General features: G+C 65.7%; 1 protein-coding gene, 1 tRNA gene and 1 other RNA gene. All 3 read left to right on the forward strand.

Annotated elements, in window-relative coordinates; genetic code table 11:
• Positions 1–221 precede the first annotated feature (221 nt).
• Entirely contained in the window at positions 222–2,264 is a 2,043-nt protein-coding gene (locus ABYW26_RS13160; RefSeq protein ID WP_372605367.1) for an ASKHA domain-containing protein, read from the forward strand.
• Between the two features lie 48 nt (positions 2,265–2,312).
• Positions 2,313–2,386: transfer RNA gene (locus ABYW26_RS13165), tRNA-Gly, on the forward strand.
• A 49-nt stretch (positions 2,387–2,435) separates the two neighbouring features.
• Positions 2,436–2,595, forward strand: a transfer-messenger RNA (tmRNA) gene (gene ssrA, locus ABYW26_RS13170); the annotation flags it as partial.

The following is a 2,595-nucleotide window of genomic DNA, read 5'->3' on the forward strand; positions in this document are numbered from 1 at the left end:
GCGGTGGTGGCGGCATCCTGTTGCTGGCCGGGCTGACGCGGCTGTTCAGCCTTCGGGGCACATTGATGACGCTGGCGCTGGCGGTGGCGCCGGTTCCGTTGCTGGTCTGGGGCTTTGATCTGCGTTTATAGCGCCCCCGGCCCGGCAAATCCCGCCAAGGCGCCTTTTCCTTTGTCGCCAGATCATTAGAGTGACCGAAACCCAAAACCCGGCAGGCCCAGATGAGCAACGACCCCCTTGTGATCTTTACCCCCTCGGGCAAGCGCGGCCGGTTTCCGCTGGGCACGCCCATTCTGACCGCAGCGCGGCAGTTGGGCGTCGATCTGGATTCGGTCTGTGGCGGGCGCGGCATCTGTTCGAAATGCCAGATCACGCCGTCCTTCGGCGAATTCCCCAAACACGGGGTCACAGTGTCGGACACGGCGGTCAGCCCGATCAACGCGGTCGAGGAACGCTATGACCGCATTCGCGGGCTGAAACCGGGGCGGCGGCTGGGCTGTCAGGCGACGGTGCAGGGCGATCTGGTGATCGACGTGCCACCCGAAAGTCAGGTCCACAAACAAGTGGTGCGCAAGGCCGCCACCGCCCGCGCCATCGTCATGGACCCGGCAACGCATCTTTATCTGGTCGAGGTTGCCGAACCCGACATGCACGAACCCACCGGCGATTTCGAACGCCTGCGCGCCGCATTGGCCGAACAATGGGGCATTGACGGGCTGACTGCCGATCTGCCGCTGCTGGCGCGGCTGCAACCGGCGCTGCGCAAGGGCAACTGGCAGGTGACGCTGGCCGTGCACCGCGATCACACCGGCGGCGCGCCGCGGCTGATCGACCTTTGGCCCGGCTTTTACGAGGGCGGGCTATACGGGCTGGCGATCGACCTTGGCTCGACCACCATCGCCGCGCATCTGTGCGATCTGACGACGGGCGAGGTCCGCACCTCGTCCGGGATCATGAACCCGCAGATCCGTTTTGGCGAAGACCTGATGAGCCGGGTTTCCTACGCGATGATGAACCCCGGTGGCGATGCCGAAATGACCGCCGCCGTCCGCACCGCGCTGAACGATCTGGCCGCCGCCATCGCGGACGAGGCCAATCTGGACCCGCGCGCCATTGTCGAACTGACACTGGTCTGCAACCCGGTCATGCACCATCTGGCGTTGGGCATTGATCCGGTCGAACTGGGTCAGGCGCCGTTCGCGCTGGCCACGTCGGGGTCGCTGTCGCTGGCCGCCGCCGATCTTGACCTGAGCGCGATCAATGCTCAGGCCCGCGCCTATATCCTGCCCTGCATCGCTGGCCATGTCGGCGCCGATGCCGCTGCGGTCGCCCTGTCGGAAGAGCCGTATAAATCGGATGACCTGATGCTGGTGGTTGATGTCGGCACCAATGCCGAGATCCTGCTGGGCAACAAGGACCGGGTGCTGGCCTGTTCGTCACCCACCGGCCCGGCGTTCGAAGGCGCGCAGATCAGCAGCGGCCAGCGCGCCGCCCCCGGCGCGATCGAGCGGGTCGAGATCGACCCGGTCAGCAAGGAACCGCGTTTCAAGGTGATCGGCAGCGACCTGTGGTCGGACGAGCCGGGCTTTGACCTGCACACCGCCACCACCGGCATCACCGGGATCTGCGGCTCGGGCATTATCGAGGCCGTCGCGGAAATGCGCATGGCCGGGCTGGTCGATGCCTCGGGGCTGATCGGCAGCGCCGAACAGACCGGCACGCCGCGCTGCCGGCCCGAAGGCCGCACCCATGCCTATCTGATCCATGACGGCAGCAGCGACGGCGGCCCGGTCATCACCGTGACACAAGGCGATATCCGCGCGATCCAACTGGCGAAATCGGCGCTTTATGCCGGGGCGCGGTTGTTGATGGATGAATTGGGCGTCGACACCGTGGACCGTATCGTTCTGGCCGGGGCGTTCGGTGCGCATATCAGCCCGAAACACGCGATGGTGCTGGGGATGATCCCCGACGCGCCGCTGAACCGGGTGACCAGCGCCGGCAACGCCGCTGGAACCGGGGCGCGGATCGCGCTGTGTAATGTCGCGGCACGGGCCGAGATCGAACAGGTGGTGCGCCGCATCCACAAGGTCGAGACCGCGATCGAGCCGCGCTTTCAGGAACATTTCGTCGCCGCCAACGCCCTGCCCCATGCCACCGACCCGTTCCCGGAACTGTCGAAGATCGCGCCGCTGCCGCAGGTGTCGTTCAATACCGGCGGCGGCGATGGCGCGGGCGGACGGCGACGGCGGCGGCCCCGCTGACACTTCCGCTTGACCGCTGTTGCGGCTCGGATTATCTGAGGGCCCGACGCGGGTGTAGCTCAATGGTAGAGCAGCAGCTTCCCAAGCTGAATACGAGGGTTCGATTCCCTTCACCCGCTCCAATCCCCTTGCCCGAAATATTTCGAACAACCCGCTCGCAGACCGCTGTCGCGTCTTGAACTGGCGGGCCGACGGGCCTATCTTCAGCATGTTCCTTCGGGGACTATGGCGATAAACGCGCTCGTAATACGCGGATCGGACCCGGGGGCGGTACCCGGCGACTCCACCAAAATCCTTCATTTGGGGATCATGGGGTCGAAATAGGATCGAC

Source organism: Actibacterium sp., assembly GCF_041584535.1.
In the GTDB taxonomy this organism is placed as follows: domain Bacteria; phylum Pseudomonadota; class Alphaproteobacteria; order Rhodobacterales; family Rhodobacteraceae; genus Actibacterium_D.